The organism is Pseudomonas sp. GW456-12-10-14-LB2, assembly GCF_002884345.1.
In the GTDB taxonomy this organism is placed as follows: domain Bacteria; phylum Pseudomonadota; class Gammaproteobacteria; order Pseudomonadales; family Pseudomonadaceae; genus Aquipseudomonas; species Aquipseudomonas paraglycinae.
On the sequence record NZ_POHV01000002.1, the window covers coordinates 90046 to 116060 of the forward strand.

General features: G+C 63.3%; 23 protein-coding genes. 18 read left to right on the forward strand and 5 right to left on the reverse strand.

Going from position 1 to position 26015, the window contains the following annotated elements:
* Positions 1-59 precede the first annotated feature (59 nt).
* Complete coding sequence (gshB, locus tag C1X29_RS01970; RefSeq protein WP_102716720.1) at positions 60-1031, reverse strand: glutathione synthase; 972 nt, start codon at positions 1029-1031, stop codon at positions 60-62.
* Positions 1032-1256: 225 nt separating this feature from the next.
* Between gshB and pilG the strand changes: the two genes are divergently transcribed.
* The 15 genes from pilG (at position 1257) to madM (ending at position 18601) form a co-directional block, all read left to right on the forward strand.
* Positions 1257-1661, forward strand: a complete 405-nt coding sequence (gene pilG, locus C1X29_RS01975; RefSeq protein ID WP_007953330.1) for a twitching motility response regulator PilG — start codon at positions 1257-1259, stop codon at positions 1659-1661.
* A 60-nt stretch (positions 1662-1721) separates the two neighbouring features.
* On the forward strand, positions 1722-2087 hold the full coding sequence (gene pilH, locus C1X29_RS01980) for a twitching motility response regulator PilH (RefSeq protein ID WP_007953328.1): 366 nt from the start codon (positions 1722-1724) through the stop codon (positions 2085-2087).
* 10 nt (positions 2088-2097) lie between these two features.
* Complete coding sequence (locus C1X29_RS01985) at positions 2098-2637, forward strand: chemotaxis protein CheW (protein WP_007953327.1); 540 nt, start codon at positions 2098-2100, stop codon at positions 2635-2637.
* 13 nt (positions 2638-2650) lie between these two features.
* Complete coding sequence (locus C1X29_RS01990; RefSeq protein WP_085746687.1) at positions 2651-4711, forward strand: methyl-accepting chemotaxis protein; 2061 nt, start codon at positions 2651-2653, stop codon at positions 4709-4711.
* Positions 4712-4746: 35 nt separating this feature from the next.
* Entirely contained in the window at positions 4747-10662 is a 5916-nt protein-coding gene (locus tag C1X29_RS01995; RefSeq protein WP_102716721.1) for an Hpt domain-containing protein, read from the forward strand.
* The gene (locus C1X29_RS02000; RefSeq protein WP_039767945.1) at positions 10655-11125 is read left to right on the forward strand and encodes a chemotaxis protein CheW; all 471 of its coding nucleotides are present in this window, start codon (positions 10655-10657) and stop codon (positions 11123-11125) included. Before C1X29_RS01995 ends, C1X29_RS02000 begins: the two co-directional genes overlap by 8 nt.
* A gap of 230 nt (positions 11126-11355) precedes the next feature.
* A complete protein-coding gene (gene mdcA / locus C1X29_RS02005; protein ID WP_102716722.1) occupies positions 11356-13026 on the forward strand; it encodes a malonate decarboxylase subunit alpha in 1671 nt (556 codons plus the stop codon).
* Complete coding sequence (locus C1X29_RS02010) at positions 13026-13898, forward strand: triphosphoribosyl-dephospho-CoA synthase (RefSeq protein ID WP_102716723.1); 873 nt, start codon at positions 13026-13028, stop codon at positions 13896-13898. The genes mdcA and C1X29_RS02010 overlap by 1 nt, the downstream gene beginning before the upstream one ends.
* Entirely contained in the window at positions 13898-14197 is a 300-nt protein-coding gene (locus C1X29_RS02015; protein ID WP_102716724.1) for a malonate decarboxylase subunit delta, read from the forward strand. The genes C1X29_RS02010 and C1X29_RS02015 overlap by 1 nt, the downstream gene beginning before the upstream one ends.
* Positions 14190-15041: a biotin-independent malonate decarboxylase subunit beta gene (locus C1X29_RS02020; protein WP_102716725.1), complete on the forward strand. Its 852-nt coding sequence runs from the start codon at positions 14190-14192 to the stop codon at positions 15039-15041. Before C1X29_RS02015 ends, C1X29_RS02020 begins: the two co-directional genes overlap by 8 nt.
* Positions 15038-15823, forward strand: coding sequence for a biotin-independent malonate decarboxylase subunit gamma (gene mdcE / locus C1X29_RS02025; RefSeq protein ID WP_102716726.1), 786 nt, complete (start codon positions 15038-15040; stop codon positions 15821-15823). The genes C1X29_RS02020 and mdcE overlap by 4 nt, the downstream gene beginning before the upstream one ends.
* Positions 15817-16437 (forward strand): malonate decarboxylase holo-ACP synthase, encoded by a 621-nt coding sequence (locus tag C1X29_RS02030; protein WP_102716727.1) that lies wholly within the window; start codon positions 15817-15819, stop codon positions 16435-16437. The genes mdcE and C1X29_RS02030 overlap by 7 nt, the downstream gene beginning before the upstream one ends.
* Positions 16434-17354 (forward strand): malonate decarboxylase subunit epsilon, encoded by a 921-nt coding sequence (mdcH, locus tag C1X29_RS02035; protein WP_102716728.1) that lies wholly within the window; start codon positions 16434-16436, stop codon positions 17352-17354. Before C1X29_RS02030 ends, mdcH begins: the two co-directional genes overlap by 4 nt.
* Positions 17355-17418: 64 nt before the next feature.
* Positions 17419-17835, forward strand: a complete 417-nt coding sequence (madL, locus tag C1X29_RS02040; RefSeq protein ID WP_064380127.1) for a malonate transporter subunit MadL — start codon at positions 17419-17421, stop codon at positions 17833-17835.
* A 1-nt stretch (position 17836) separates the two neighbouring features.
* On the forward strand, positions 17837-18601 hold the full coding sequence (gene madM / locus C1X29_RS02045) for a malonate transporter subunit MadM (RefSeq protein ID WP_007953314.1): 765 nt from the start codon (positions 17837-17839) through the stop codon (positions 18599-18601).
* A gap of 50 nt (positions 18602-18651) precedes the next feature.
* Here the strand turns inward: madM and C1X29_RS02050 are convergent, their stop codons facing one another.
* Positions 18652-19572 (reverse strand): LysR substrate-binding domain-containing protein, encoded by a 921-nt coding sequence (locus C1X29_RS02050; RefSeq protein ID WP_064380129.1) that lies wholly within the window; start codon positions 19570-19572, stop codon positions 18652-18654.
* A 142-nt stretch (positions 19573-19714) separates the two neighbouring features.
* Between C1X29_RS02050 and C1X29_RS02055 the strand changes: the two genes are divergently transcribed.
* Complete coding sequence (locus C1X29_RS02055) at positions 19715-20332, forward strand: hemolysin III family protein (RefSeq protein ID WP_011336351.1); 618 nt, start codon at positions 19715-19717, stop codon at positions 20330-20332.
* Here the strand turns inward: C1X29_RS02055 and C1X29_RS02060 are convergent.
* Positions 20329-21240 carry a LysR family transcriptional regulator gene (locus C1X29_RS02060; RefSeq protein ID WP_102716774.1) on the reverse strand — a complete coding sequence of 304 codons (912 nt, stop codon included), beginning with the start codon at positions 21238-21240 and terminating at the stop codon, positions 20329-20331. The genes C1X29_RS02055 and C1X29_RS02060 overlap by 4 nt on opposite strands.
* 108 nt (positions 21241-21348) lie before the next feature.
* Between C1X29_RS02060 and C1X29_RS02065 the strand changes: the two genes are divergently transcribed.
* Both C1X29_RS02065 and C1X29_RS02070 read left to right on the forward strand, forming a co-directional pair.
* Entirely contained in the window at positions 21349-22590 is a 1242-nt protein-coding gene (locus tag C1X29_RS02065) for a D-amino acid dehydrogenase (protein ID WP_102716729.1), read from the forward strand.
* Positions 22591-22631: 41 nt separating this feature from the next.
* Positions 22632-23534 carry a transporter substrate-binding domain-containing protein gene (locus tag C1X29_RS02070; RefSeq protein WP_102716730.1) on the forward strand — a complete coding sequence of 301 codons (903 nt, stop codon included), beginning with the start codon at positions 22632-22634 and terminating at the stop codon, positions 23532-23534.
* Positions 23535-23538: 4 nt separating this feature from the next.
* Here C1X29_RS02070 and C1X29_RS02075 read toward each other — a convergent pair whose 3' ends face one another.
* Together C1X29_RS02075 and C1X29_RS02080 are read right to left on the reverse strand one after the other, a co-directional pair.
* A complete protein-coding gene (locus C1X29_RS02075; protein WP_102716731.1) occupies positions 23539-24258 on the reverse strand; it encodes a 16S rRNA (uracil(1498)-N(3))-methyltransferase in 720 nt (239 codons plus the stop codon).
* A 145-nt stretch (positions 24259-24403) separates the two neighbouring features.
* The gene (locus tag C1X29_RS02080; RefSeq protein WP_102716732.1) at positions 24404-25810 is read right to left on the reverse strand and encodes an adenosylmethionine--8-amino-7-oxononanoate transaminase; all 1407 of its coding nucleotides are present in this window, start codon (positions 25808-25810) and stop codon (positions 24404-24406) included.
* Positions 25811-26015: the final 205 nt, after the last annotated feature.

A 26015-nucleotide genomic window follows, 5' to 3' on the forward strand; every position in this document is an offset into this window, starting at 1 on the left:
AATGTTGGTTTTTAGCTGCAAGCTTGAAGTCTCAAGCGACAAGCTGCACACCACTGGCTTTAAGCTTGCGGCTTGCGGCTCGACGCTTGCAGCTTGCCTTCGATCGCATCCATCAGCAGGCCGCCGATGTCGGTGCCGAAGGCATTGTCGATTTCGCGGATGCAGGTCGGGCTGGTGACGTTGATTTCGGTAAGGTGCTCGCCGATCACGTCCAGGCCGACGAACAGCAGGCCTTTTTCGCGCAAGGTCGGGCCGACCTGGGCGGCGATCCAGCGATCCTTGTCGGTCAACGGACGAGCTTCGCCACGACCACCGGCCGCGAGGTTGCCACGGGTTTCGCCCTGGGCCGGAATCCGCGCCAGGCAGTAATCCACCGGCTCGCCGTCGATCATCAGGATGCGCTTGTCGCCGTCCTTGATCGCCGGCAGGTAGGCCTGACCCATGATCTGCTGGGCGCCGAGGGCGGTCAGGGTTTCCAGGATCACCGACAGGTTCGGATCGCCGGCGCGATGACGGAAGATCGAGGTGCCACCCATGCCGTCCAGCGGCTTGAGGATCACGTCGCCATGTTTGGCGGCGAATTCACGCAGCACGTCGGCGCGGCGGCTGACCATGGTCGGCGGCGTGCACTGCGGGAACAGGGTGGCGAACAGTTTTTCGTTGCAGTCGCGCAGGCTCTGCGGCTTGTTGACCACCAGCACCCCGGCGGACTCGGCCTGTTCGAGCAGGTAGGTGGAGTAGACGAACTCCATGTCGAACGGCGGATCCTTGCGCATCAGGATCACGTTCAGGTCGCTCAGCAGCGAATCCTGTTCGGTGCCCAGTTCGAACCATTTTTCCGGGTTGGCGAAGACTTTCAGCGGCTTCATCCGCGCCCGTGCCTGGCCTTCACCCTGGTAAAGGTCTTTCTGTTCCATATAGAACAGTTCCCAGCCGCGCTTTTGCGCCGCCAGCAGCATGGCCAGCGAGCTATCCTTTTTATAGGAAATGCTGGCGATAGGGTCCATGACAATCCCGACGCGAACGCTCATTGGGTTTTCCTCGAAAATTGGCTACCGGATCGGTATGAAAAAAGTGCCGCCAGAGTGGCGCCGGGCGGGTTTTCGGTCAAGGAAAAACCCGTCGATAGATTGGATCAGGAGACTGTGCTAAAAAGGCTGCCATGTCGTGCTGGCCCTTGAACATCAAGGGTTTCCAGCCATTACGCATCGCAAAACGGACAAATTGATTCGCAAAGGCGACGGTAGAGCCCCCTTATGGAACAGCAGTCCAGCGCCTTGAAGGTCATGGTGATCGACGACTCGAAAACGATTCGTCGCACCGCCGAGACCCTGTTGAAAAATGCAGGGTGCGAAGTCATCACCGCGATCGACGGTTTTGACGCCCTGGCGAAGATCGCCGACCACCATCCCGGGATCATCTTTGTCGACATCATGATGCCGCGTCTGGATGGTTATCAGACCTGCGCTTTAATCAAGAACAACAATGCGTTCAAGGGCACGCCGGTGATCATGCTGTCGTCCCGGGACGGGCTGTTCGACAAGGCCAAGGGGCGGATTGTCGGTTCCGATCAATTTTTGACCAAGCCTTTCAGCAAGGAAGAACTGCTCGACGCGATTTCGGCCCATGTTCCGGGCTTCGCTGCCGCTTTGCCGCAGTAAGACACGCACAGAGACGCTCGGCCAGCGGGCCCGGTGTCGACAAGAAAAATGGGGAAGACCATGGCACGTATCCTGATCGTCGATGATTCGCCGACCGAAATGTACAAACTCACCGGCATGCTGGAAAAGCACGGGCACGAAGTGCTGAAAGCCGAAAACGGCGCCGACGGCGTGGCCCTGGCCCGTCAGGAAAAACCCGATGCGGTACTGATGGACATCGTCATGCCCGGCCTCAACGGCTTCCAGGCCACCCGTCAGTTGACCAAGGATGCGGAAACCAGCCACATCCCGGTGATCATCATTACTACCAAGGATCAGGAGACCGACAAGGTCTGGGGCACCCGCCAGGGCGCCAAGGACTACCTGACCAAACCGGTCGACGAAGACACGCTGATCAAGACCCTGAACAACGTGCTGGCCGGTTGATCGCGCCGCCATGAGCGAGTCGCTGACCGCGTTCGAACTGTTGTGGCAGATCGACCAGCGCTGTCGCCTGCTGGCGGCGGACCTGCCGTCGCAACCGGCGCGCCAGGATCGCTGGAGCGGCATCGGCTTTCGTCTGGGCGAGCACTGGTACGTCACGCCGATGGGCGAAGTCAGCGAAGTGCTGCCCGAACTGCGTGTCACCCAGTTGCCGGGCGTCAAGCCGTGGGTCAAGGGCGTGGCCAACCTGCGCGGACGGCTGCTGCCGGTCATGGACCTGTGCGGCTTCTTCGGCCATGAGCTGTCACCGATGCGCAAACAGCGGCGGGTACTGGTGGTAGAGCATCAGGACGTGTTTGCCGGGTTGCTGGTCGATGAAGTCTTCGGCCTGCAGCACTTCGAGCAGGACAGTTTCGAATCCGTCTCGATCAGTAAACGGCAAGGCTCCAAGGGCGAGTTCATCAAGGGCTATTTCCGGCGCGAGCAGAACTGGCGGGTGTTCAGCCTGTTTGCGCTGGCGCAGTCACCGAGTTTCATGCACGTCGCGGTTTAACAGGCGAGGACCGATGATCAAAGCAAAAACAGGCAAGCCCGCAGAAGGCTCGCGCAGCCGCTCACAGATCATCGTGCTGTTCATCGCACTGATCGTGTTCATCATGCTGCTGTTCGCCAACTTCGCTTACCTCAACACCCAGGCCAACTACGACAAGCAGTACATCGGCCACGCCGGCGAGCTGCGGGTGCTGTCGCAGAGGATCGCCAAGAATGCCACCGAGGCCGCCGCCGGCAAGGCCGCCGCGTTCAAGCTGCTCAGCGATGCGCGCAACGATTTTGCCCAACGCTGGGGTTACCTTAAGAAGGGCGACCCGGCCACCGGCCTGCCGCCGGCTCCATCCGTCGTGCGCCCGGAAATGCGCGCCGTGCAGCTGGACTGGGAACGCCTGCTGAAAAACACCGACGCGATTCTCTCCAGCGAACAGACCGTGCTGTCGCTGCATCAGGTGGCCGCGACCCTGGCCGAAACCGTGCCGCAATTGCAGATCGAATACGAAAAGGTCGTGGAAATCCTCCTGCAACGCGGTGCGCCGGCGGCGCAGGTGGCGATGGCTCAGCGTCAGTCGCTGCTGGCCGAGCGGATTCTCGGCGCGGTGAACACCGTGCTGTCGGGCGATGAAAACTCCCAGCAGGCCGCCGACGCGTTTGGTCGCGATGCCGCGCGCTTCGGTCAGGTGCTCAATGGCATGTTGCAAGGCAACCCGGCGCTGAAGATCAGCCAGGTCGAAGACCGCGACGCCCGCGCTCGCTTGAGCGAGATTTCCGAACTGTTCCAGTTTGTCTCAGGTTCCGTGGATGAAATCCTCGAAACCTCGCCTGAGCTGTTCAAGGTCCGTGAGTCGGCCACCAATATCTTCAGCCTGTCGCAGACCCTGCTTGACGAAGCCTCGCACCTGGCCAGCCGTTTCGAAAACCTCGCCGGCGGGCGCAATACCGACACCATTGGCGGTTATGTGCTGGGTCTGTTGGCGCTGGCTTCGATCATCCTGATCGGCATGGTCATGGTCCGGGAAACCAACCGTCAGTTGCGCGAGACCGCCGAGAAGAACGAGCGCAACCAGAACGCGATCATGCGCCTGCTCGACGAGATCGAAGACCTCGCCGACGGTGACCTGACCGTGACCGCCTCGGTGACCGAAGACTTCACCGGGACCATCGCCGACTCGATCAACTATTCCGTCGACCAGTTGCGCGATCTGGTCGCCACCATCAACCTCACCGCCGGCCAGGTCGCCGCAGCGGTGCAGGAAACCCAGGCCACCGCCATGCACCTGGCCCAGGCCTCGGAGCATCAGGCCCAGCAGATTTCCGAAGCCTCGACCGCGATCAGCGACATGGCCCAGTCGATCGATCAGGTATCGGCCAACGCCGCCGAATCTTCGGCGGTGGCCGAGCGTTCGGTGGAGATCGCCAACAAGGGCAACGAGGTGGTGCACAACACCATCCACGGCATGGACAACATTCGCGAACAGATCCAGGACACCGCCAAGCGCATCAAGCGTCTGGGCGAGTCGTCCCAGGAAATCGGCGACATCGTCAGCCTGATCGACGACATCGCCGACCAGACCAACATCCTCGCCCTCAACGCCGCGATTCAGGCGTCGATGGCCGGTGATGCCGGGCGCGGTTTTGCCGTGGTTGCCGACGAAGTGCAGCGGCTGGCCGAGCGTTCCTCCGCCGCGACCCGACAGATCGAAACGCTGGTGCGGGCGATCCAGACCGACACCAACGAAGCCGTGATTTCCATGGAGCAGACCACCACCGAAGTGGTGCGCGGCGCGCGGCTGGCGCAGGATGCCGGTGTGGCCCTGGAAGAAATCGAAGGCGTGTCCAAGACACTCGCGGCGCTGATCCAGAGCATTTCCAACGCGGCGCAGCAGCAGACGTCTTCGGCCGGGCAGATTTCCCTGACGATGAACGTGATCCAGCAGATCACCTCGCAGACTTCGTCCGGCTCCACGGCCACCGCCGAGAGCATCGGCAACCTGGCGAAAATGGCCAGCCAGTTGCGTCGCTCGGTGTCCGGGTTCACCTTGCCGGCGGCGCCTGCGCCCGTCGCGGACAAGGCGTGAGGCCTGCGGGCGAGGCAATGTCGAGCGGAGTGGTTATGGGTGACCGGCACGATTACGTGGCCCTCGAATGGGTCAAGGGTGAAATCGCCGAGACGCTGAGGCAGGCGCATCAGGCCATCGAAGCCGTGCTCGACGATCCGCAGTCGGTGCCCGGGCTGGACGAATGCCTGGCCTGCATCCATCAGGTGCACGGCAGCCTGCAGATGGTCGAGTTCTACGGCGCGGCATTGCTCGCCGAAGAAATGGAACACCTGGTCGAAGCGTTGCAGAACGACCGCGTCAGCCACCGCGACGAAGCGCTGCACTTGCTGTTGCAGGCGCTGGGTCAGTTGCCGATCTACCTCGACCGCGTGCAGGGCGCCCGCCGTGATCTGCCGCTGGTGGTGCTGCCGCTGATCAACGACTTGCGCAGCGCCCGGGGCGAAAGCCTGTTGTCGGAAACCAGCCTGTTCAGCCCGCAGTTGCCTGAGCTTGCGCCTTTGGGCGAGGAAACCCTGGCGCTGCTGGAACCGGCGGAGCTGCCGAACGTGCTGCGCAAATTGCGCCAGATGCTGCAAATGGCGCTGGTCGGATTGCTCCGCGAACAGGACGATCAGACGCACCTCGGTTATCTCGCCAAAGTCTTTACCCGGCTTGAAGCACTCAGCGGTAACTCGCCGCTGAGCCCGTTGTGGCAGGTCGCCTCGGCACTCGTCGAGGGCATGCGCGAAGGGCGGATCGCCAACAGCCCGGCTCTGCGCAGCCTGTTCAAGGATGCCGACAAGGAACTCAAGCGCCTGCTCGAACAGGGCATGCCCGGCCTCAACCAGCCGCCACCGCCTGAACTGCTGAAAAGCCTGCTGTTTTATATCGCCAAAGCCGAACATCCCACCGGGCAGATGCTGACCATGAAAGATCGCTACTCCCTGGACGACGCGCTGCCCGACAGCGCGATGGTCGACGAAGAACGCGCGCGCCTGGCCGGCCCCGACCGCGATGCCATGCGCTCGGTGCTCGCGGCGCTGTGCGAAGAGCTGGTGCGGGTCAAGGAGCGCCTCGACCTGTTCGTGCGCAGCGACCGCCAGCACGCTTCGGATCTGGATAGCCTGCTGGCGCCGCTGCGGCAGATCGCCGACACCCTGGCGGTGCTCGGTTTCGGCCAGCCGCGCAAGGTGATCATCGATCAACTGGCGGTAGTGCTCAGCCTCGCGCAAGGCCAGCGCGAACCGAACGACGCCACGTTGATGGATGTCGCTGGCGCCTTGCTCTACGTCGAAGCGACCCTGGCCGGGATGGTTGGCACGGTGGAACCGGAGAGCCCGGAAGACTCGCGCCTGCCGACCACCGACCTGACGCAGATCCATCAGATCGTGATCAAGGAAGCGCGCATCTGCCTGCAACAGGCCAAGGACATGATCGTCGACTACATCGACGCCGACTGGGATCGCCAGCAACTGCAAAGCCTGCCGGCACTGCTGACCCAGGTGCGCGGCGCACTGGCGATGATTCCGCTGGCGCGGGCGGCCAGCCTGCTCGAAGCCTGCAACGGATTTATCCGCGAGCACCTGTTGCTTGATCCGCACGAGCCGGGCTGGCAGCAACTCGACAGCCTCGCCGACGCTATCACCAGCCTCGAGTACTACCTCGAACGCCTGACCGACGACCCGCAGGCACCCAGCGAACACTTGCTGGATATCGCGCAGAAAAGCCTCGCCAGTCTCGGCTTCTTTCCTGACGAACAGCCCGGCGAGCCGCATGTGCCGGTGCTCGACGACGTGCTCAGCCCCAGCGAAGCGCTGGTGATGCAGGATTTGCAGGAGCTGGACGATACGCAGATCGTGCAGTCGTTGGCCGAAGTGCTGGCCAGTCCGGTGTCGGCGGTCAACCCGCCGGCGCAGACCACGCCGGGCAGCCTGCTGCCGCCACCGGCCGATGAAGAACCGGTGGATGACGAGCTGCGCGAAGTGTTCCTCGAAGAGACCGGGGAAGTGCTCGAAGTGCTGAGCGAATACCTGCCGCGCTGGTCTGCCGAGCCCGATGACCGCGCCGCCTTGAGTGAACTGCGCCGCGCTTTCCACACCCTCAAGGGCAGCGGCCGGATGGTGCGCGCGCTGGTCCTCGGCGAGCTGGCCTGGGCGGTGGAAAACCTGCTCAACCGCGTGCTGGAACACAGCGTTGAACCCGGCCCGGCGGTGCGCCAGTTGCTGGCCGACACGCTGCTGCTGTTGCCGGACCTGATCGGAGAATTCGCCACCAACGGCCAGCGTCAGCGCCACGATGTCGATCAACTGGCGGCTCGCGCCCACGCGCTGGCCAAGGGCGACACGCCGCTGCCGGCCGAAGACGTGGAAGACGTCGCGGCCCTCGATCCGCTGTTGCTGGAGATTTTCCGCAACGAAGCCGAAACCCACCTCGCCAGTCTCAACCGTTTTCTCGATCAGGCTGCCGAGCATGTGCCGTTACAGGCCAGCGACGAATTGCAGCGAGCGCTGCACACCCTCAAGGGCAGCGCCTCGATGGCGGGGGTGTCGCCGATTGCCGAACTGGCGGCGCCGCTCGATAAGCTGGCCCGGGAATTCAAGGCCCATCAGCTGGCGCTGGATCTGGACGAAGTGGAACTGCTGCTCGAAGCCGAGGGCCTGTTCCGTGTCGGTCTGCGTCAGCTCAAACACGATCCACTGGCGCCGATTGTCGGTGCGCAGTCACTGATCAAACGCACCGAAACCCTGCTCGGCGAGCGTCTGGAATCGATCCTCAATGCCCCGAGCAGTGCGGTGCGGGTCAAGCGCGATCCGCAACTGATCAACAACTTCCTGGCCCAGGGCATGGACATCCTGCTCGACGCCGAAAACCTCTTGCAGCGCTGGCAGCAGCACCCCGGTGAACGTCAGGAACTCAGTGCATTGCTGGATGAGCTGACCACCCTGGGCGAAGGCGCGCACCTCGCAGATCTGCTGCCGGTGGATGTGTTGTGTGAAGCCTTGCTCGACCTGTACGGCGCCGTCGAAGAGAGCAGCCTGGCGGTCAGCGAGCGGTTTTTCCATGAAGCGCAGCAGGCCCACGAAGCGCTGATCAACATGCTCGACGAACTGGCGGCCGGCCAGGAAATCACCCCGCAACCGCAACGCATCCGCGCCTTGCACGAACTGCTCGACGAGAGCCTCGATCCGTCGGCCATGGGGCTGATCCGCAGCGACGGCAGCCGCACCCTGAGCATCCGCGAACTGGGCAGCGCCACCGCCGAACTGCAACAACACAGCGTCGATAGCGGGCCGGACGACGAGATCGTCGAGATCTTCCTCGAAGAGGCGGTGGACATTCTCGACAGCGCCGGCCAAGCCTTGCAGCGCTGGCTGAAGGACCCGGAAAACGGCGCACCGCTGTCGTCGCTGCAACGGGATCTGCACACGCTCAAGGGCGGTGCGCGGATGGCCGAGGTTGCAGCGGTCGGCGATCTGGCCCATGAGCTGGAAGGCCTTTACCAAGGGCTGGTGGATCGGCGTTACAGCCACAGCGAAGCTCTGGGTCGGTTGTTGCGCCAGAGCCACGAGCGCCTGGCGCTGTTCCTCGAACAGTTGCACCGGCACCAGCCGCTGGATCCGGCGCAGGACCTGATCGAGGCGATCCGCCGCTTTCGCCAGGGTCCGAGCGCCAGTCCCGAAACGCCATCAGCCACTGTCACGCAGGACGGCCCCGGACACGATCCGGAGCTGCTGGAGATCTTCCTCGAGGAAGGTTTCGACATCATCGAAAACTCCGGTGCCGCGCTGCTGCGCTGGCAGGCCGAGCCCGGCAATCGCCAGGAAGTGGAAACCCTGCTGCGTGACCTGCATACCCTCAAGGGCGGCGCGCGGATGGTGGAAATCGGGCCGATTGGCGACCTCGCTCATGAGCTGGAAAACCTTTACGAAAGCTTGTCCGCCGGCACCCTGCAAGGCAGCGCCGAACTGTTCGCGCTGTTGCAGCGCGGCCAGGACCGCTTGGCGCAGATGCTCGACGCGGTGCGCGCCGGCCAGCCGTGCCCACCGGCAGACCGGTTGATCAGCGCGATCCAGAATTTCAGCCATCCGCTGGTCGTGCAAACCCCGGCGCCCGTGCCGCCGGTGGCGGTCAAGGTCGAGCCTGCCGCCCCGGCGCCCGAGGCCGGGGCGGACATGGTCAAGGTCTCCGCCGAGTTGCTGGATGACCTGGTCAATCTCGCCGGCGAAACCTCGATTTTCCGTGGGCGTATCGAACAGCAAGTCAGCGATGCGCAGACCGCCCTGCACGAGATGGAAACCACCATCGAGCGGATGCGCGACCAGTTGCGCCGGCTCGACACCGAAACTCAGGGACGGATCCTCAGCCGTCAGCAAGTGGACGCCGAACGCCTCGGCTACGAAGATTTCGACCCGCTGGAAATGGACCGCCATTCGCAGTTGCAGCAGTTGTCACGGGCGCTGTTCGAATCCGCTTCCGACTTGCTGGATTTGAAGGAAACCCTCGACCGGCGCACCCACGACGCCGAGAACCTGTTGCAGCAGCAGGGACGGATCAACACCGAATTGCAGGAAGGCCTGATGCGCACGCGCATGGTGCCGTTCGAGCGCATGTTGCCGCGTTTGAAACGCATCGTCCGGCAGGTCGCCGAAGAGTTGGGCAAGGACGTCGCGTTCAGCGTCGGCAACGCCGAAGGCGAGATGGACCGCAACGTCCTCGAACGCATGGCCGCACCGCTGGAACACATGCTGCGCAATGCCGTCGACCATGGTCTGGAGTCCGCCGAAGTCCGGCTGGCGGCGGGCAAACCGGCACAAGGGCAGATCAGCCTCGACCTGTCCCGCGAGGGCGGCGACATTGTGTTCGACATCCGCGACGATGGCGCCGGTGTGCCGCTGGACGCCGTGCGGCGCAAGGCGATCAAGCGTGGCCTGCTGGCGCCGGACGCCGACATCAGCGACCGCGAAGTGTTGCAGTTCATCCTCCAGCCAGGCTTTTCCACGGCCGAGAAAATCACCCAGATTTCCGGGCGCGGCGTGGGCATGGACGTGGTCCACGAAGAAGTCCGGCAACTGGGTGGCACCATGAGCATCGACTCAGTGCCGGGGCAGGGCGTGCACTTCCGCATTCGCCTGCCGTTCACCGTGTCGGTCAACCGTGCGCTGATGGTGCAGTGTGGTGAAGATCAATACGCGATTCCGCTGAACACCATCGACGGCATCGTCCGCGTACTGCCGAATGAACTGGACGGACATTTCCGTCTCGACCCACCGAGTTATCAGTACGGCGGCCAGCGTTATGAACTGTGCTACCTCGGCGAGCTGCTGAAAACCGCTCCCCGGCCAAAACTGTCCGGCCAGAGCCTGCCGGTGCCGGTCTTGCTGGTGCAGTGCAACGACCGGCACATCGCGGTGCAGGTCGACACGATGGCCGGCACCCGCGAAATCGTAGTCAAGAGCCTCGGCCCGCAGTTCGCATCGGTGCAGGGCGTGTCCGGGGCGACAATTCTCGGCGATGGCCGGGTGGTGCTGATTCTCGACCTGCTGGCGCCGATCCGTGCGATGCAGGCGCGGTTGCCGCAGCGTCCGGCCAGTCACGAAATCGAGAGCGAACCGCAGAAGCCGCTGCTGGTGATGGTGGTCGACGATTCGGTCACGGTGCGCAAGGTCACCAGCCGTCTGCTCGAACGCCACGGCATGAACGTGCTGACCGCCAAGGACGGGGTCGATGCGATGTTGCTGCTGGAAGAACACATGCCGGACCTGATGCTGCTAGACATCGAAATGCCGCGCATGGACGGCTTCGAAGTGGCGACCCAGGTACGCCGCGACGAACGCCTGCAACACCTGCCGATCATCATGATCACCTCGCGCACCGGCCAGAAACACCGCGACCGCGCGATGGCCATCGGCGTCAACGACTACCTCGGCAAGCCGTACCAGGAATCGGTGCTGCTCGAAAGCATCGCCCTGTGGAGCAAAAAACATGCATGAGCGCCAGCACAATCAACGCGCCAGTCAGCTCACCGGGCTGCTGCTGCCGCTGGCGGATCGCAACCTGATCCTGCCCAACGTCGCCGTCGCCGAGCTGATCGACTACCAGTCGAGCGCCTTCGATCTCGATACACCGCCGTGGTATCTCGGTCGGGTGACCTGGCGCGAGCGGCAGATTCCGCTGCTGAGTTTCGAGTCGGCGTGCGGCAACAAGATCGTCATCGGCGAACGGGCACGGATCGTCATCCTCAACGCCCTGGGCGGGCGGCCGGAGTTGAAGTTCATCGCGCTGCTGGTGCAGGGGATTCCGCGCTCGTACAAGCTCGACAGCCAGTTGAGTTATGTCGATGTGCCGTTGTGTGCGCTGGAGCAGGCGGCGGTGCAGGTCGGGGAGCAGGTGGCGAAGGTGCCGGATTTGTTGGCATTGGAGAAATTGTTGGTGGATGCCGGACTGGTTCACTGAACCAGGGTCTGCGGCGATCTCACTGGCCTCATCGCTGGCAAGCCAGCTCCCACAAAGTTCTAGGTCGTTCACAAAAGCTTGGATCACCACACTCACTGTGGGAGCTGGCTTGCCAGCGATGAGGCCAGCATTCATTACGCTCACCGTAACGGTTCGCCACCGCGCTTGATTGATGCCCCTCGATCACACTCCTAAGGTAGCTCCACGACAGCGAACCCCGTGGAGTGAGCATGACAACAACCAATTCCCCCGACTCGCGCTGGACGCGGCGGCGTGACGAGAAGCAGCGGCGCCTCGACAAGGTGCGCGGGCTGGCCGACGGTGCGGTGTTGCCCACCGACAAAATCGTTGCGGCACTCGAAGCGCTGATCCATCCGGGCGACCGTGTGGTGCTGGAGGGCAACAACCAGAAGCAGGCGGATTTCCTTTCCCGCGCCCTGGCCAAGGCCGATCCGGAAAAGCTCCACGACCTGCACATGATCATGCCCAGCGTCGGTCGCTCCGAACATCTCGACCTGTTCGAACGCGGCATCGCCCGCAAGCTCGATTTCTCCTTCGCCGGCACCCAGAGCCTGCGCATCAGCCAGTTGCTCGAAGACGGTCTGCTGGAAATCGGCGCGATCCACACCTACATCGAACTCTACGCCCGGCTGGTGGTGGACCTGATCCCCAACGTCGTGCTCTCGGCCGGGTTCATGGCCGACCGTGCCGGCAACATCTACACCGGCCCGAGCACCGAAGACACCCCGGCGCTGATCGAACCGGCAGCCTTCAGCGACGGCATCGTCATCGTCCAGGTCAATCAACTGGTGGACGACGTCAGCGAACTGCCTCGCGTGGATATTCCGGCATCGTGGGTGGATTTCGTGGTGGTGGCGGACAAGCCGTTCTACATCGAACCGCTGTTTACTCGCGACCCGCGTCACATCAAGCCTGTGCACGTGCTGATGGCGATGATGGCGATCCGCGGGATCTACGAAAAACACAACGTGCAGTCGCTGAACCACGGCATTGGTTTCAACACCGCCGCCATCGAACTGATCCTGCCGACCTACGGTGAATCCCTCGGCCTCAAAGGCAAGATCTGCCGCAACTGGACGCTCAACCCGCACCCGACCCTGATCCCGGCCATCGAAAGCGGTTGGGTCGAAAGCGTGCATTGCTTCGGCACCGAACTGGGCATGGAAAACTACATCGCCGCCCGGCCCGATGTGTTCTTCACCGGCCGCGACGGCTCGCTGCGTTCCAACCGGATGTTCTGCCAACTGGCCGGGCAGTACGCGGTAGACCTGTTCATCGGCGCGACCCTGCAAGTCGATGGCGATGGCCATTCCTCCACCGTCACCCGAGGCCGTCTCGCCGGTTTCGGTGGCGCACCGAACATGGGTCACGACCCGCGCGGTCGGCGTCACGGCACTCCGGCCTGGCTCGATATGCGTCACGATGATTCGCAGCAACCGATGCTCGAGCGCGGCAAGAAACTCGTGGTGCAAATGGTCGAGACCTTCCAGGAGGGCGGCAAACCGACCTTCGTCGAAACCCTCGACGCGGTGGAGGTGGCGAAGAAAAGCGGGATGCCGCTGGCGCCGATCATGATCTACGGCGACGACGTCACGCACCTGCTGACGGAAGAAGGCATCGCCTACCTGTACAAGGCGCGTTCGCTGGAAGAGCGTCAGGCGATGATCGCTGCGGTCGCCGGCGTCACTGCCATCGGCCTGCGCCACAATCCGAAAGACACCGAACGCATGCGCCGTGAAGGCCTGATCGCCTTGCCCGAAGACCTCGGCATCCGTCGCACCGACGCCACCCGTGAATTGCTGGCGGCGAAAAGCGTGGCCGATCTGGTCGAGTGGTCCGGCGGCCTCTACAACCCGCCCGCCAAGTTCAGGAGCTGGTAATGCGCGCACTCAACCTGCAACCCAAAACCATCACCCTCGCCGAACGGCTGGCGGATCTGGCCGTGGACGCGCTGATCGACGAAGCCGACCTGTCGCCGAAACCGGCGCTGGTGGACCGACGTGGCAACGGTGCGCACACCGATCTGCACCTGGGATTGATGCACGCCTCGGCGCTGGCGTTGTGGCCGGCGTTCAAGGAAATGGCCGAGGCCGCGCTTGAGTTCGGCGAAATCGGCTTGCCGCTGCGCGAAGCCATTGGCCGCATCGGCCGGGAAGGCGAGCAAGCGATGCTCGCCACCACCCACGGTGTGAACACCCATCGCGGGGCGATCTGGGCGTTGGGCCTGTTGGTCACAGCTGCTGCGCTGGATATGAAGTCCACCAGCGCTGGCGCCGTCACCCTGCGCGCTGCGCGTCTGGCGTTGCTCGATGACCGTTATGCGCCGCGCCCGCTGAGCCACGGCGCACAGGTCGCTCAACGCTACGGCGCTCGCGGTGCTCGGGAAGAAGCGCAACTCGGCTTCCCGTCGGTGATGCAACGCGGCCTGCCGCAGCTCAAACGCAGCCGCGCCACCGGTCATGGCGAACAGAACGCTAGGCTCGACGCCTTGCTCGCAATCATGACCGACCTCGCCGACACCTGCGTGCTGTACCGCGCCGGCGAACCGGGCCTGCACGCCATGCAGCACGGCGCCCAGGCAGTGCTCGACGCCGGTGGCAGCGCCAGCCTTACCGGTCGCCGCCGCCTGCACGAACTGGATCAACAACTCATCGCATTGAATGCCTCGCCCGGTGGCGCCGCCGACTTGCTCGCCGCCACTCTGCTGCTTGATCGAATCGAGCGCGACGGCATCCTTCAGGGAGCGTTTTGATGGAAACCTTATCCTTTGAATTCCCCGCCGGGCAGCCGCCGCGTGGTCGGGCTCTGGTCGGTTGTGTCGGCTCGGGCGATCTGGAAGTGCTGATCGAACCGGGCCTGGCCGGCAAGCTGACGATCAATGTGCAGACCTCGGTCAATGGCGCCGAGCAGCGCTGGCAGCATCTGTTTGCGCGGATGTTCGACGGCACCACACCGCCAGCGATGGCTATCGATATCCACGACTTCGGCGCGACCCCGGGCGTGGTGCGTCTGCGTCTGGAGCAAGGCTTCGAGGAGCTCGGCCATGACTGACACCTCGGCACTTTTGCACAAACATTCGTTCGTCGAACTCGGCGCACGGCAGCGGGCGAAAGCCTTGCTCGACGCCGGCACCTTCCGCGAACTGCTCGACCCGTTTCAACGCGTCATGTCGCCGTGGCTGGAACGTCAGGGCGTGGTGCCGCAGGCCGATGACGGCGTGGTGATCGCCAAGGGCCGCCTCGATGGTTTGCCGGTGGTGATCGCGGCGATTGAAGGCGCGTTTCAGGGCGGCAGCCTCGGTGAAGTCGGCGGCGCGAAGATAGCCGGCGCACTGGAACTGGCCGCCGAGGACAACCGCAAAGGCATCCCGACCCGCGCCATCCTGCTGCTGGAAACCGGCGGCGTGCGCTTGCAGGAAGCCAACCTCGGGCTGGCGGCGATTGCCGATATCCACGCGGCGATTGTCGATCTGCAGCAGTACCAACCGGTGGTCGGCGTGGTGGCCGGCAGCGTCGGTTGCTTTGGCGGGATGTCGATTGCCGCCGCGCTATGCAGCTATTTGCTGGTGACCCAGGAAGCGCGCCTCGGCCTGAACGGTCCGCAGGTGATCGAGCAGGAAGCCGGGATCGAGGAATACGACTCCCGCGACCGGCCCTTCATCTGGAGCCTGACCGGTGGCGAGCAGCGTTTCTCCAGTGGTCTGGTGGACCGTTATGTCGCCGATGACGCGGCGCAGATTCGCCAGCAGGTCGGCGAGTTGCTGCAACAAGGCCTGCCGGCGCAACCGCGCAGTCAACGGGCCGAGTGGTTCCTGCAACGCCTGACGAGCCTGGACACTGACAAGCAAATCGAGCCTTCGGTGGTTCGCGATCTGTATCAAGGAGAGCGCTCATGAGTGGTTATTCCGTGCGCGGTTTGAACTGGTTCAACGCCTTGAGTGCTGGCGCGAATGCGGTTGAAGGTTTGCCGCCCTCGCTGAAGGTCGCCGACGGGCCACTCGGGCGTTTTATCGCGGTGGTCGCCGATCCGCAAAACCGTTTCCCTCGCGCTCGCAATGGCGAAGTCGGTTTGCTCGAAGGCTGGGGTCTGGCCAAGGCGGTGGATGATGCGATCACCGCCGACCGAGACAAAACGCAAAAACGCCCATTGATTGCCATCGTCGATGTGCCGAGCCAGGCCTATGGTCGTCGCGAAGAAGCCCTCGGCATTCATCAGGCCCTGGCCGGCGCGGCGGACGCTTATGCCCGCGCGCGTCTGGCCGGGCATCCGGTGATTGCGCTACTGGTGGGCAAGGCCATGTCCGGGGCGTTTCTCGCTCACGGATATCAGGCCAATCGCTTGATCGCCCTGCGTGATCCGGGGGTGATGGTGCATGCGATGGGCAAGGCTTCGGCGGCGCGGGTGACCTTGCGCAGCGTCGAAGAACTGGAAGCCCTGGCGTCCAGCGTGCCGCCGATGGCCTATGACATCGACAGCTATGCCAGCCTTGGATTGCTTTGGGAAACCCTGTCGGTGCAGCAGATCGAACAGCCGACGGCGGAGGATCTGGCGCGGGTGACCGAGTGCCTGACCCAGGCCATCGGCGATGTTGGCGCGACGGATTTGAGCAATCGTCTCGGCGCGAAAAATCGCGAAGCCTCCAGCCGTGTACGTGAACTGCTGAGGGCGCAGTGGTGAACAGCGTTCTCGCCCACGACTTGCTGTGGGGCATGACGCCTGAGCAATTGCCGGCGGATGCGTCGCAGTGGGCGATTGATTCGCTCGCTGCCGGGCAACCGGTGGTGGTGCGGCGGGCGTTGAGTGAAGACGGATTCGTGGCGGTGGGCGTGCGCGGTCTGTTGCGCGAGCAGCGGCTGGCGGCGTTCATGGCGATCGATTCGATTGCCTGTCGGGTCAGCCCGGAAGCGCTTTGTCAGGTCGAGAGCGAGCGTGATTTGCCGGTCATGCAGGCGCTGCGGCAATTGCGGCCGGTGCTCGATGATTGCGGCTGGATCTGGGGTGTCAGTGGCAGTGCCGGGTTTGAATTGGCGAGCGGGTTTGCAGCCATGCACGAGGCCAGTGATCTCGATTTGATCCTGCGTACGCCACAACTCATCACCCGTAATCAGGCACGTAAATTGATCGCGGTTTTCGATCAGGCAATCTGCCGGGTCGACCTGCAATTGCAGACACCATTCGGTGCCGTCGCTCTGCGCGAATGGGCCGGAAATGCTTCGAGGGTGCTGCTGAAAAACGCCCATGAAGCCTGTCTGGTGTCTGATCCGTGGAACCCGCAGGAGCAGGCAGCGTGAGCAGCCTGCTGGTGTTTCCCGGTCAGGGCGCGCAGCAGCCCGGCATGCTCCAGCGCTTGCCCCGGGAAACGCTGATCGAGGCCAGCGATAGCCTCGGTGAAGATGTCTTGCGGCTGGATTCCAGCGAAGCGTTGCGCAGCACCCGGGCGGTTCAGCTGTGTCTGCTGATCGCCGGCGTTGCAGCCTCGCGACAGTTGTTGCAGGACGGACTTACCGCAGATTACGTCGCCGGCCTGTCCATCGGTGCCTACCCGGCAGCGGTGGTCGCCGGAGCGTTGAGCTTCAGCGATGCGCTGCATCTGGTCAGCCTGCGCGGTGAGTTGATGCAGCAGGCTTATCCACAGGGCTTCGGCATGACCGCGATCATCGGCCTGCAATTATCCACAGTCGAAACGCTGCTGGCACAGGTGCACGGCGCAGAAACACCGGTGTACCTGGCCAACATCAACGCCGATAACCAGGTGGTGATTGCCGGCAGTGACCAGGCGATGCAAGCGGTCGCCGAGCTGGCGCGCGGTCGTGGCGCCGGTCTGGCAAAACGTCTGGCGGTCAGCGTGCCGTCGCACTGCCCGTTGCTGGACGAGCCTGCGCAAACCCTCGCCGAAGCGTTCGCCAGGGTAGAACTGAAAACACCGAAAATCGCTTACCTGAGCGGCAGTCGCGCAAGGCCTGTGACCCAGGTAGATGCGCTGCGCGACGACCTCGCCTTCAACATGTGCCGCGTGGTGGACTGGCGCGGCACCGTGCAAAGCGCTTACGAGCGCGGCGTACGTCTACAGATCGAACTGCCGCCCGGTGCGGTGCTGACCGGGCTGGCGCGCCGGGTGTTCGAACAGGGGACTGTCACTGCCTTCGACGGTGCCCGGCTCGACACCTTGCAGGCGCTGTTGCGTGAAGAGGAGAGCCGACGACCCTAAATCACCGACTCAGGCTTCGAACAACAAAAACAACATTCGACGATGCACTTTGAGGACTACAACAATGATTATTTACGGTGTGGCGCTGCTGGCGATCTGTACGCTGGCAGGGGTGATCATGGGTGACATGCTCGGTGTTCTTCTGGGCGTCAAATCCAACGTCGGCGGGGTCGGCATCGCCATGATCCTGTTGATCTGCGCGCGGTTGTGGATGCAGAAACGCGGCGGCATGACCAAGGATTGCGAGATGGGCGTCGGCTTCTGGGGCGCCATGTACATTCCGGTAGTGGTGGCGATGGCCGCGCAACAGAACGTCGTCACCGCCCTGCACGGCGGCCCGGTGGCGGTGCTGGCGGCGATCGGTTCGGTGCTGGTCTGTGGCTGCACCATTGCTCTGATCAGCCGCACCCACAAGGGCGAGCCTTTGCCCGACGAGCCGGCGGAAATCTCCCCGGTCGGCACGCCGGTAGGAGGTCGCTGATATGTGGGATCTCATTGAAAAAGGTCTGGAACACAACGGTCTGATCACCGCGTTCGCCTTCGTCGGCGTAATCATGTGGGTCTCGGTGATTCTCTCCAAACGCCTGACCTTCGGGCGGATTCACGGCTCGGCGATTGCCATCGTCATTGGCCTGGTGCTGGCCTGGGTCGGCGGGACGATGACCGGCGGGCAGAAGGGTCTGGCGGACCTGACGCTGTTCTCCGGCATCGGTCTGATGGGCGGCGCGATGCTGCGGGATTTCGCCATCGTTGCCACGGCGTTTGAAGTGCAGGCGACCGAGGCGAAGAAGGCCGGGATGATCGGGGTGATTGCGCTGCTGCTGGGCACGATCCTGCCGTTCATTGTTGGCGCGTGCATGGCTTACGCTTTCGGTTATCGCGATGCGGTGAGCATGACCACCATCGGCGCCGGTGCGGTGACTTACATCGTCGGGCCGGTGACCGGCGCAGCGATTGGCGCGACGTCGGATGTGATGGCGCTGTCGATTGCCACCGGGTTGATCAAGGCGATTCTGGTGATGGTCGGCACGCCGGTGGCGGCGCGCTGGATGGGCCTGGATAACCCGCGTTCGGCGATGGTGTTCGGCGGGCTGGCCGGGACGGTGAGCGGCGTGACGGCGGGGCTGGCGGCGACGGATCGGCGGTTGGTGCCTTATGGCGCTTTGACCGCGACCTTCCACACCGGGCTTGGGTGCCTGCTTGGGCCATCGCTGCTGTTCTTCATCGTTCGCGGAATCGTTGGCTAGGTTCTGATGATCGTTCCCACGCGGAGCGTGGGAACGATCATCAGCCGCGATCATTGTGAGCCTTGGCGATTGGCGTACATCCGACACTCCGCCAGCAACGCCAACAAATTCGGATCCCGCTCCTTGGCCTTCAAGAACACCACGCCAATGTGCTGCTGCAACCGGTACTTCTCCTGCAACGGAATCAGCTTCACCCGGTTCTCGTACACCGCCGCAATCCTCCCCGGCAGCAACGCATAACCGACCCCTGAACTGACCATGCTCAGCAGGGTGAAGATGTCGTTGACCTGCATCGCCACCTTCGGCTCGAACCCCGCCTGCCTGAACACCCGAATACCGTCCTGATGAGTAGCGAAGCCCTGGGTCAGGGTGATGAAGGTTTCGTCGCGTACCTCGGCCAGATCCACTTCGCTGCGCTGGGCGAAGCGGGAATCCGCCGGGGTGGCGAGGAAGATGTCGTCGGAAAACAGCGGAATCTGCTCGCAGTCCGGGTCGTTGACGGTGTCGTCCAGCGACACCAGGATTGCGTCGACTTCCATGTTTTTCAGCTTGTAGAGCAGGTCGATGTTCGAGCCGAGGATCAGATCGATGTTGAGTTCGCTGCGGCGGATCTTCAAACCCATGATCAGCTGCGGCACGGTTTTCACCGTCAGCGAATACAGCGAACCGAGCTTGAAGCGCTCGGCCGAGAACCCGGCGGCTTCGCGGGTCAGGCGCACGCTTTCGACTACGTCCTGAATCAGTTTCTGCGCCCGCTCTTCGAGCACGTAGGCACTCTCCAGCGGCGTCAGGTTGCGTCCTTCGTGTTTGAACAACGGGCAGCGCAGGGCGCTTTCCAGCGAATGGATCGCGCGGTGCACGCTGACGTTGCTGGTCTGCAACTCGGCGGCGGCGCGGGCGAGGTTGCCGGTACGCATGAAGGCGAGGAACACCTCGAGTTTCTTCAGGGTCAATTCTTCGTCGATCAGCATGGCGCGGACTCTTCTTGGTATCGGTCGATTGTGCCCAAATATCAGGACAGACGCAGGCCCGCGTTGAACGGAAACATTGCGCTTTTACGCTCAAGGCCCGAGCCTTGCGCGCTGCGGTAAATGAAATCGAGGTGTGCGACACATGTATCACGGAGAAAAACTGAACGCCTGGACGCATCTGGTCGGTGCGGTAGCGGCGTTTGTCGGAGGCGTCTGGATGCTGGTGATTGCCAGCCTCGACGGCAGCCCGTGGAAGATCGTCAGCGTGGCGATTTACGCCTTCACCTTGCTGGTGCTCTACAGCGCATCAACCGTGTACCACAGCGTGCGCGGGCGCAAGAAAGCGATCATGAAGAAGGTCGATCACTTTTCGATCTACTTGCTGATCGCCGGCAGTTACACGCCGTTCTGCCTGGTGACTTTGCGCGGGCCGTGGGGCTGGACGTTGTTCGGGATTGTCTGGGGGCTGGCGCTGATCGGCATCCTGCAGGAGATCAAGCCGCGCTCGGAGGCGCGGATCCTGTCGATCGTGATCTACGCGGTGATGGGCTGGATCGTGCTGGTGGCGGTCAAGCCGCTGATCGCGGCGCTGGGGACGGCGGGGTTTGCCTGGCTGGCGTCGGGCGGTGTGCTGTACACCGTGGGGATCATCTTTTTTGCGCTTGATCACCGGTTGCGGCATGCCCACGGGATCTGGCATCTGTTCGTGATCGCCGGGAGCCTGCTGCATTTTGTGGCGATTCTGTTTTACGTCCTTTAAGCGCCCATCAGGCGACCGAGTTGTTCGCCGGCGCGCTGACTGAAGATCTGCAGCAAATCATGCAGCGTATGCGGCGGTGGCTCGGTGGCGCGGGTCACGGCGTACAGCGTGATCGGCAGCGGCGGGGCGAGTGGGCGGATTACGGTGCTGGTCGGCGAGGCACCGAGGGCGGTGAACGGATCTATCACGGCCACCCCGGCGCCGGACTCCACCATCGCTCGCGCCAGTGAATACGTCTGCACGGCGATCCGAACCCGAGGCGGCGGTTCGACCGCTTCGAGATAACTATCGAGTCGCGCTGCCAGTGGATCGGCGCTGGACAGCCCGATCAGCGGCGCCCCGGCCAGAGCCATCAGCGGCAACGGCTGACCGGCATCTTCCTCCGGCCAATAACCCTTCGGCGCCAGCGCCACCAGAACCCCCGAGGCCAATGCCTGGGCCTTCAGCCCCGGATGTTCCGGCAACTGCAACGTCAGGGCCACGTCCACTTCGCGCATCAGCAGGTTTTGCATCAGCTCGCGGCTGTGGGCGCTCGACAGTTCGCAGGCAATGTCCGGGAATTGCGCCGTCCATTGCTGGATCGCCGGCGGCAGCAACGACAGCGCCAGCGCCGGAGTCGCGCCGATTCGCAGGCTGCGGCCGGGTTCGCGGCGCAGGCTTTGGGCCAGACGCCGCACGCCTTGCAGGCTTTCGGTGACCTTGTCGACTTCGCGTTCCAGCTCCAGCGCTTCGGGGGTCGCCTGCAACTTGCCGCGCACCCGCAGAAACAGTGGAAAGCCCAATTGCTGCTCGGCGTGCTGCAGCACCTTGGTCACCGCCGGTTGTGAGACGTGCAGCAATTGCGCAGCGGCGCTGACCGAGCCGGTCTGGCGAATGGCCTGGAAAATCTCGATGTGACGAAGGCGCATGACGATCCCATAACCTTTGTTTATAGGTTTGGCATCTTTATTCATTGTTCGGCGCCTGTCACCTCACCCTAACCTCGGCCTCGTCTTCAAGAACGATTAAGGACGGACATGGCTCAGCGTGTGTGCATCATCGGCGGCGGCGTGATCGGGCTGGCAACAGCTTGGGCGCTGGTGCGCGATGGTTTCGAAGTGACAGTGGTCGAGGCGCGGCAGTCGCTGGGCAGCGAAACCAGCTTCGCCAACGGCGGCCAGTTGTCCTACCGCTACGTTGCGCCGCTGGCCGATGCCGGCGTGCCGTTGCAGGCGATCGGCTGGATGCTGCGCAGCGATTCACCGCTCAAGCTGCGCCCGCGCCTGGACCCGGCGCAATGGCGCTGGATGGCCTCGTTTCTCGTCGCGTGCCGCACCTCGGTCAACCGCGAAAACGCCGCGCATCTGTTGCGTCTGGCGCTGTTCAGCCAGAGCACGCTGAAACGCTGGCGCGAGGACGACGGACTGGTCGGTTTCAACTGGCGGCGCAACGGCAAACTGGTGACCTTCCGCAACGCCGCCAGCTTCGAGCATGCACGCAAAGGCCTGGCCGATCCGCAGCAACAGCAGGTGTTGTCCGCCGCCGAATGTGCGCAACTGGAACCGGCACTGGCCGATGCGCCGTTTGTGGGCGCGATCTACACGCCGGATGAAGAAGTCGGCGACTGTCACGGATTCTGCCAACAGTTGGCGGCGCGATTGAAGGCGTCGGGTCGCTGCGAGTTTCACCTCGGTCAGGCAGTCACCGGCATTCTTCACAGCCACGGCGTCGTCACGGCGATTGAGCTTGGCGACGAAACCCTGCCGGTCGAACAGCTGGTGATCGCCGCCGGCCATCGCAGCCCGTTGCTGGCGCTGCCCGGCCTGCACCTGCCGCTGTACCCGCTGAAGGGCTACAGCCTGACCGTGCCGATCGGTGACGGGCATCGAGCACCGGACGTGAGCATCACCGACTACGACCGCAAGATCGTCTATGCACGCATCGGCGAACAACTGCGCGTAGCGGCGATGGTCGACATCGTCGGTTTCGACCCGGCGGTGGATCCTGAGCGGCTGGCGCTGATCAAACGTCAGGCCCGCGACACCTTTCCCGACGCCGGCCACTATGACGCCGCCGTTGAATGGGCCGGCATGCGTCCGGCCACCCCCACCGGCGTTCCGCTGCTGGGCGCCACGGCCTATCGCAATCTGTGGCTCAACCTCGGCCACGGCGCGCTGGGCTTCACCCTGGCCTGCGGCAGCGGGCAGTTGCTCAGCGAATTGATCGGCCAGCAGCGCACATCCATTGATCTGCACGGGTTCAATCCCCGTGCGGCGTGACGGTTTCTGCTAAAACACCCCACCCACAACGGAGAATAACAATGCAAAAAATCACGTTGCTCGGCTGCACTCTGGCGCTGGTTTTCGGCGCTCAGGCGCAGGCCAATGAAGTGCCGCTGACCGGTACGCTCGGCAAGATCGCCAGCGCCAACAGCATCACCCTGGGTTATCGCGATGCGTCGGTGCCGTTCTCGTATGTGGGCGATCACAGCGGTCAGCCGATGGGGTATTCGGTGGAACTGGCGGACAAGATCGTCGAGCGCATCCAGCAGCAACTGGCGTTGCCGGAGCTGAAGGTGAAGCACAACCTGGTGACGTCGCAGACGCGGATTCCGCTGGTGCAGAACGGCACGGTCGACCTTGAATGCGGCTCCACCGGAGTGACCGCCGAACGGCAGAAGCAGGTCGCGTTTTCCTACGGTTTCATCTACGTCAAAGGGCAGCTGCTGACCGCCAGGGACAGCGGCATCCACAGCTTCGACGACCTGCGCGGCAAGAACGTGGTGACCACCGCCGGCACCACTAACGAGCGTTATCTGAAGAGCTACAACCTCGACCACAAACTGAACATGTTCGTGATTAGCGCCAAGGATCACGGCGAGGCGTTCCAGATGCTGCAATCGGGACGCGCGGCGGCGTTCTACATGGACGATGCGCTGCTCTACGGCGAGCGGGCCAAGGCGCGCGACCCGCATAACTGGGTCGTGGTGGGGGAGGAGCAATCGCGGGAAATCTACAGCTGCATGGTGCGCAAGGATGATCCGCAATTTCTCGCGCTGGTCAACGGTGTGCTGGCCGACCTGTACAGCTCGGGGGAGATCAACGGGATCTACCGCAAGTGGTTCGAACAACCGATCCCGCCGAAGGGCCTGAACCTTGAGTTCCCGATGACCAGCGAACTCAAGGCAATCATCGCCAGACCAACCAGTGATCCGGTGCAGTGACGGGTTAGAAATCACCCCACAGTTGCTGCGCCACCGCCAGCGCCACAACCGGCGCAGTCTCGGTGCGCAGCACGCGCGGGCCGAGGCGGGCGGCGTGGAAGCCGCTGGCCTTGGCTTGCTCGACTTCGGTGTCGGACAGGCCGCCTTCAGGGCCGATCAGGAACGCCAGGGTCGATGGTTTGGCGTGGCTGACCAGCGGCTCGGCCACCGGGTGCAGCACCAGTTTCAGTTCGGCTTCGGTCTGTTTCAGCCAGTCGGCCAGCGGCACCGGCGGATGAATCACCGGCACCCGCGAGCGACCGCATTGCTCGCAAGCGCTGATCGCCACCTGACGCCAGTGCAGCAGGCGTTTGTCGGCGCGTTCGTCCTTGAGGCGGACTTCGCAGCGCTCGCTGAAGATCGGGGTGATTTCGTTCACGCCCAGCTCGGTGGCTTTCTGGATCGCCCAGTCCATCCGCTCGCCCCGGGACAGGCCCTGGCCGAGGTGGATCTGCAGCGGTGATTCGATTTGACCGGCGAACTGCTCGTCGATCTGCACCACCACGCGTTTCTTGCCGACTTCCACCAGCGATCCGCGAAACTCGTGGCCGGAACCGTCGAACATCTGCACCGCATCGCCCTCGGTCATGCGCAGCACGCGGCTGATGTAATGCGCCTGGGCTTCCGGCAGTTCGTGTTCGCCGGTGCTGAGCGGGGCGTCGATAAAGAAGCGGGACAGTCTCATTTCGGGTCTCTCTGATTAGATCGTTCCCACGCTCCGCGTGGGAATGCAGCCCGGGACGCTCTGCGTCCCAAGAGCGGACGCAGAGCGTCCTGTGAGGCGTTCCCACGCAGAGCATGGGAACGAGCCGTCAACTTAAGTGTTTGGATCAGCCCGGATCACGAAACCCGGGATGGAAATCCTTCGGCACTGCCACGCTGACGCTGTCGCGGGTGGCGATGTCGATGCCTTCGCTGGCGACTTCGGCAAGAAAGTCGATCTGCTCCGGGGTGATCACGTACGGCGGCAGGAAATACACCACGCTGCCCAGCGGACGCAGCAACGCGCCACGCTCCAGCGCATGCTGGAACACCTTCAGGCCGCGACGTTCCTGCCACGGATAAGCCTCTTTCGTGGCTTTGTCCTTGACCATCTCGATCGCCAGCACCATGCCGGTCTGACGGACTTCCGAAACATTCGGATGATCCACCAGGTGCGCCGTCGCCGACGCCATGCGCTGCGCCAGCGCCCGGTTGTTCTCGATCACGTTGTCCTGCTCGAAAATATCCAGGGTCGCCAATGCCGCCGCACAGGCCAGCGGGTTGCCGGTGTAGCTGTGAGAATGCAGGAAGGCGCGCAGGGTCGGGTAATCGTCGTAGAAGGCGCTGTACACCTCGTCGGTGGTCAGGCACGCCGCCAACGGCAGATAACCGCCGGTCAGGGCTTTCGACAGGCAGAGGAAGTCCGGGCGGATGCCGGCCTGCTCGCAGGCGAACATCGTCCCGGTGCGGCCGAAGCCGACGGCGATTTCGTCGTGAATCAGGTGCACGCCGTAACGGTCGCAGGCCTCACGCAGCAACTTGAGGTACACCGGGTGATACATGCGCATGCCGCCGGCGCCCTGGATCAGCGGCTCGACGATCACGGCCGCGACGCTGTCATGATTTTCCGCCAGCGTCTGTTCCATGGCGGCGAACATGTTGCGCGAGTGTTCTTCCCAGCTCATGCCCTGCGGGCGCAGATAACAATCCGGGCTCGGCACCTTGATGGTGTCCATCAGCAGGGCTTTGTAGGTTTCGGTGAACAACGGCACATCGCCGACCGCCATCGCTGCCATGGTTTCGCCGTGATAGCTGTTGGTCAGGGTGACGAAGCGCTTCTTGTTCGGCTGGCCGCGGTTGAGCCAGTAGTGAAAGCTCATTTTCAGCGCGACTTCGATGCAGGACGAACCGTTATCGGCGTAGAACACCCGGTTCAGGCCTTCCGGCGTCATCTTCACCAGCCGCTCGGACAGCTCGATCACCGGCTGATGGCTGAAACCGGCCAGAATCACGTGTTCCAGCTGATCGACCTGATCCTTGATGCGCTGGTTGATGCGCGGGTTGGCGTGGCCGAACACGTTGACCCACCAGGAGCTGACCGCATCCAGATAACGCTTGCCTTCGAAGTCTTCCAGCCAGACGCCTTCACCGCGCTTGATCGGAATCAGCGGCAGCTGTTCGTGGTCTTTCATCTGGGTGCAGGGATGCCACACCACCGCGAGATCGCGTTGCATCCACTGGTTGTTCAGGCCCATGTTCAGTCTCCTCGAGGCGGCTCGCGTCAGGCGCGGGCAAACAATCGCGCAAGCCTATGCAATGCATCGCGCCGGAACAACCCATTGTGTCGATTGAGCTACTTTGTATGGGCCGATAGACGTCGCTGGCGGCGTTTTGATGGCTGACGTATTCTTCGCGGTTATTTGGGTCGTCTGACCCGCAAAACTGCATTTTCCTACGTGT